Genomic DNA, 5,150 nt, shown 5'->3' on the forward strand with positions numbered 1-5,150 from the left:
GAAGTGAAACGCCGTAGCGCCGATGGTAGTGTGGGGTCTCCCCATGCGAGAGTAGGGAACTGCCAGGCATCAAATAAAGCAAAGGGCTCAGTCGAAAGACTGGGCCTTTTTGCTATTTTTAAATCTGCAAAATGTCGAACGTATCGCTAAAGGAATTGGCTATGACTGTTCTGTACGCCCAGATTTACCAGAATCGAATGGTTGTTCGTAACCTCGACACCCGCCAGCAGGTCTCCGGCAATCATATTTTCAGTAACCAGCGCATTATTATCGCCGACTTCTTTGAAGCGGAAGGTTTCCTTGCGCATCTTATCCAGCAAGTTGCCCCTCGTTCTTTCTGGCATCTATTGCCCGGAGTGGGAAAGCTAAGGATCCTGAGTCATGCGCTGGAGATGAATGAAGGCGGATTATCGCCGGTAGAAGAGCGTGCGCTGCTTGAAATGACCTTTGGCGCTTCGCAGGGCCGGTGTCATTACCCCAAAATCATCGACGATGAGACTCTGTTGAACGATGAACAGGTTCTGGCCGCGCTTGCGCGTGAGCAAACCAGAACCACGCCACCCACCAAAAGACCCAAAATCATCAGCTAATCTTATTTAAGAACCACGTTGCGGCCCGGCCGTGACGTGAAACTTTCTCACCTTTCACATGCAGACTCGACATTTACCTTATTCCTGGGTATCTTTTCAGCTGTCTGGATGTCTAAACGTTTAAACGTATGCAGTGAGGATATAAGTTATGCCGATTCGGGTGCAGGACGAGCTACCAGCCGTCAATTTCTTGCGTGATGAAAACGTCTTCGTGATGACGACATCCCGTGCAACAGGTCAGGAAATTCGTCCGCTGAAGGTGCTTATCCTCAATCTGATGCCGAAAAAGATTGAAACCGAGAACCAGTTCCTGCGGTTGCTTTCCAACTCCCCACTGCAGGTGGATGTCAAACTGCTTCGTATAGATGCGCGTGAATCACGCAACACGCCAGCCGAACATCTGAACAATTTTTACTGTAATTTCGACGAAATCAGCGAAGAAAACTTCGATGGATTGATCGTCACCGGCGCACCGCTGGGTCTGGTCGAATTTAATGATGTCGCCTACTGGCCGCAGATCCAGCAGGTGCTGGAGTGGGCGAAAGATCACGTGACCTCAACGCTGTTTGTCTGTTGGGCTGTACAGGCAGCACTCAATATTCTGTATGGCATTCCAAAACAGACGCGTGAAGAAAAGCTTTCGGGCGTCTATGGGCACCACATTCTCCACCCACATGCTCTACTGACGCGTGGTTTCGATGACACCTTCCTGGCACCGCATTCACGTTACGCCGATTTCCCGGCCGCACTGATCCGCGACTATACGGATCTGGAAATCCTCGCTGAAACAGAAGAAGGCGACGCCTATCTGTTTGCCAGCAAGGATAAGCGCATCGCCTTTGTCACCGGTCATCCGGAGTACGATGCCAATACCCTGGCCGGTGAATATTTCCGTGATGTCGATGCAGGGCTGACACCAGAGGTTCCCTATAACTATTTCCCGAAAAACGATCCGCAGAACAAGCCCCATGCCACCTGGCGTAGTCATGGTAACCTGCTGTTTATCAACTGGTTAAACTATTACGTCTATCAGATCACGCCATTCGATTTGCGTCATATGAACCCAACGCTGGACTGATCCTCATCCGGGATCCTTAACCGTTTCAGCTTCTCTTTCAGGCACCTTCGGGTGCCTTTTTTATTTCCGAAATCCCCTCCATGATCCGTCTGAACTTTAAATCATTTGTTATCAATACGTTAAATTGATTTTAAATTTAAAATGGAAATTGTTTTTGATTTTAATTAATAAATGCGTAGTCTTGATTGTGCTGAACGAAAAAGAGACAGCGATCTTTCGTTCATGACGGGGAATGTATTCGGATCAATGACGAGGAGCTGCGTAATGACACAACAGGCGACGACGACGGATGAATTAACTTTCAATAAGCCTTATGGCGAGCAGGAAGAGCAGATTCTCACGCCCGAAGCGGTGGAATTTTTGACTGAACTGGTTACGCGCTTTACGCCACAGCGGAATAAATTGCTGGCCGCCCGTATCCGCCAGCAGCAGGATATTGATGACGGCAAGCTGCCTGATTTTATTTCGGAAACAACTTCCATTCGTGATGGTAGTTGGCAAATCCGTGGTATCCCTGATGACTTACAGGATCGTCGCGTCGAGATAACCGGGCCGGTTGAGCGCAAGATGGTGATCAACGCCCTGAATGCCAATGTAAAAGTGTTTATGGCGGACTTTGAAGATTCCCTTTCGCCAGACTGGAGCAAAGTTATCGACGGGCAAATCAACTTGCGCGATGCGGTCAATGGCACTATCAGCTATACCAACGAAGCGGGAAAAATTTACCAGCTTAAGCCTGACCCGGCGGTACTGGTGTGTCGCGTTCGTGGCCTGCATTTGCCAGAAAAGCATGTCACCTGGCGTAATGAGGCGATTCCTGGCAGCCTGTTTGATTTTGCACTCTATTTTTTCCACAACCACAAAGCATTACTGGCAAAAGGCAGCGGCCCCTATTTTTACCTGCCAAAAACTCAGTCCTGGCAGGAGGCAGCCTGGTGGAGCGAGGTCTTCAGTTACACCGAAGATCGTTTCAGTCTGCCGCGTGGCACGATCAAAGCGACGCTGTTGATTGAAACACTGCCCGCAGTCTTCCAGATGGATGAGATCCTGCATGCTCTGCGTGACCATATCGTCGGCCTGAACTGTGGGCGCTGGGACTACATCTTTAGCTACATCAAAACCCTGAAAAACCACCCTGACCGCGTTCTGCCAGACCGTCAGGTGGTGACGATGGACAAACCTTTCCTCAACGCCTATTCGCGTTTGCTTATCAAAACCTGCCATCGCCGCGGCGCCTTCGCCATGGGCGGTATGGCGGCATTTATTCCCAGCAAAGATGCAGAACGTAACAACCAGGTGCTGGGTAAAGTGAAAGCAGACAAAGAGCTGGAAGCCAAAAATGGGCACGATGGCACCTGGATTGCTCATCCGGGGCTGGCGGATACGGCGATGGCGGTGTTTAGCAACGTGCTGGGAAACAACAAAAATCAGTTGTCGGTGACCCGCGCTGAAGATGCGCCCATTACCGCGGCACAACTGCTGGCCGCCGCTGACGGTGAGCGCACCGAAGAGGGGATGCGCGCCAATATTCGCGTCGCGGTGCAGTACATCGAAGCCTGGATCTCCGGCAACGGCTGTGTCCCGATCTACGGTCTGATGGAAGATGCAGCGACTGCTGAAATCTCCCGTACCTCTATCTGGCAGTGGATCCATCACCAGAAAACGCTCAGTAACGGTAAACCCGTCACCAAAGCCCTGTTCCGCCAGATGCTTGCTGAAGAGATGCTGGTCATTCAGGACGAGCTGGGCGAACACCGTTTCAGCAGTGGGCGTTTTGACGATGCCGCGCGTCTGATGGAGCAGATCACCACCTCAGATGAGCTGATTGATTTCTTAACCTTGCCGGGCTACCGCCTGCTGGCCTAATAACCAGGCTATTTTGTTCGCCATTTTGGCCTCGGGCAGTGCTCAGAATCCTCACGTACTACATGTACGCTCCGGTTCTTGCGCGCTGGCCATGACCAAACTGCCTTCACCAATAACGCCTGGAGATCCAGGATGAAATGGAGCATCTGCATATGAAAACCCGTACCCAACAAATCGAAGAATTACAAAAAGAATGGACGAACCCACGCTGGGAGGGCATCACGCGTCCCTATAGCGCGGAAGAGGTGGTGAAATTACGCGGCTCGGTAAACCCGGAATGTACGCTGGCGCAGCTCGGTGCGGCAAAAATGTGGCGCTTACTGCATGGTGAATCGAAGAAAGGTTATATCAACAGCCTTGGTGCGTTGACGGGCGGGCAGGCGTTACAACAGGCGAAAGCAGGCGTTGAGGCTATCTATCTGTCTGGCTGGCAGGTAGCGGCAGATGCCAACCTTGCCTCCAGCATGTACCCGGATCAATCGCTGTATCCGGCAAATTCCGTCCCCTCGGTGGTGGATCGGATCAACAACACGTTTCGTCGCGCGGATCAGATCCAGTGGGCATCGGGTATTGAACCGGGCGATCCTCGCTATGTGGATTATTTCCTGCCGATCGTTGCCGATGCGGAAGCCGGTTTTGGTGGCGTACTGAATGCCTTTGAACTGATGAAGTCGATGATTGAAGCCGGTGCTGCGGCGGTGCATTTCGAAGATCAGCTTGCCTCGGTGAAAAAATGCGGCCATATGGGCGGTAAGGTGTTGGTTCCGACTCAGGAAGCCATTCAGAAACTGGTGGCCGCGCGTCTGGCGGCTGATGTATTGGGGGTTCCGACCCTGGTCATTGCGCGCACGGATGCAGATGCGGCAGATCTGATTACCTCTGACTGCGATGCTTACGACAGCGAATTTATTACCGGTGAACGCACCAGCGAGGGCTTCTATCGTACCCATGCCGGCATTGAACAAGCCATCAGCCGTGGGCTGGCTTATGCACCCTATGCCGATCTGGTGTGGTGTGAAACTTCGACGCCAGACCTGGAGATGGCAAAACGTTTTGCAGATGCCATTCATGCCAGATTCCCGGGCAAACTGCTGGCCTACAACTGCTCGCCTTCCTTTAACTGGCAGAAGAATCTGGACGACAAAACCATCGCCAGCTTCCAGCAGCAGCTATCCGACATGGGCTACAAATACCAGTTTATTACGCTGGCGGGCATCCATAGCATGTGGTTCAACATGTTCGACCTGGCACACGCTTACGCTCAGGGCGAAGGGATGCGGCACTACGTGGAAAAAGTGCAGCAACCGGAATTTTCCGCGGCCAAAGAGGGCTACACCTTCGTCTCACATCAGCAGGAAGTCGGAACGGGGTATTTCGACAAAGTGACCACCATTATTCAGGGCGGTGCGTCTTCGGTGACAGCACTGACCGGATCAACGGAAGAGTCGCAGTTTTAATTTGCCCCTCACCCTCTCCCCAAAAGGAGAGGGGATTGATTGGTGAAGTATGTGGGATTGGCACGATTGTTTTCTCCCTCTTCGGGGAGAGCAGCTGTGTTTAAAGTCAATGGGTGGCAGCTAACCTGCCGCCCATTTTGTATTGTCACGCACCATGGC

4 protein-coding genes are annotated in these 5,150 nt (G+C 51.9%); all 4 read left to right on the forward strand.

Features of this window, described 5'->3' with window-relative positions:
- Positions 1-161 precede the first annotated feature (161 nt).
- The 4 genes from ACSZO4_RS24420 (at position 162) to aceA (ending at position 4,991) form a co-directional block, all read left to right on the forward strand.
- Positions 162-590: a YjaA family stress response protein gene (locus tag ACSZO4_RS24420; protein ID WP_437891678.1), complete on the forward strand. Its 429-nt coding sequence runs from the start codon at positions 162-164 to the stop codon at positions 588-590.
- 148 nt (positions 591-738) lie between these two features.
- Positions 739-1,668: a homoserine O-succinyltransferase MetA gene (metA, locus tag ACSZO4_RS24425; RefSeq protein WP_437891680.1), complete on the forward strand. Its 930-nt coding sequence runs from the start codon at positions 739-741 to the stop codon at positions 1,666-1,668.
- A gap of 264 nt (positions 1,669-1,932) precedes the next feature.
- Entirely contained in the window at positions 1,933-3,534 is a 1,602-nt protein-coding gene (gene aceB / locus ACSZO4_RS24430; protein ID WP_437891681.1) for a malate synthase A, read from the forward strand.
- A gap of 152 nt (positions 3,535-3,686) precedes the next feature.
- Entirely contained in the window at positions 3,687-4,991 is a 1,305-nt protein-coding gene (gene aceA / locus ACSZO4_RS24435) for an isocitrate lyase (protein ID WP_437891682.1), read from the forward strand.
- Positions 4,992-5,150: the final 159 nt, after the last annotated feature.

The organism is Phytobacter sp. V91, from assembly GCF_965644225.1.
Classification (GTDB): Bacteria; Pseudomonadota; Gammaproteobacteria; order Enterobacterales; family Enterobacteriaceae; genus CBFFRJ01.